General features: G+C 68.2%; 1 protein-coding gene. It reads left to right on the forward strand.

The features are described 5' to 3' along the window. On the forward strand, positions 1 to 255 hold a 255-nt coding region (locus AC6LKG_RS26625), incomplete at both ends, for a ShlB/FhaC/HecB family hemolysin secretion/activation protein (protein ID WP_498170007.1).

A 255-nucleotide genomic window follows, 5' to 3' on the forward strand; every position in this document is an offset into this window, starting at 1 on the left:
GGTCAACCAGCGCGACCTGGACCAGGCGCTGGAAAACATCCGCCGGCTGGCCGGCCAGGCCGACGCCAGCATCGACGTGGCGCCCGGCCCCGCGCTGGGCGACTCGGACATCATCATCAAACCCGGCACCGGCAAGCGCTGGCACGCCTATGTGGGCGGCGACAACGCCGGCCTGGAATCCACCGGCAAGAACCAGGTCAACGCCGGCCTCACGCTCGATTCGCCGCTGTTCCTGTATGACCAGTTGTCGGTCTC

This window comes from Achromobacter sp. 46006 (assembly GCF_059761975.1).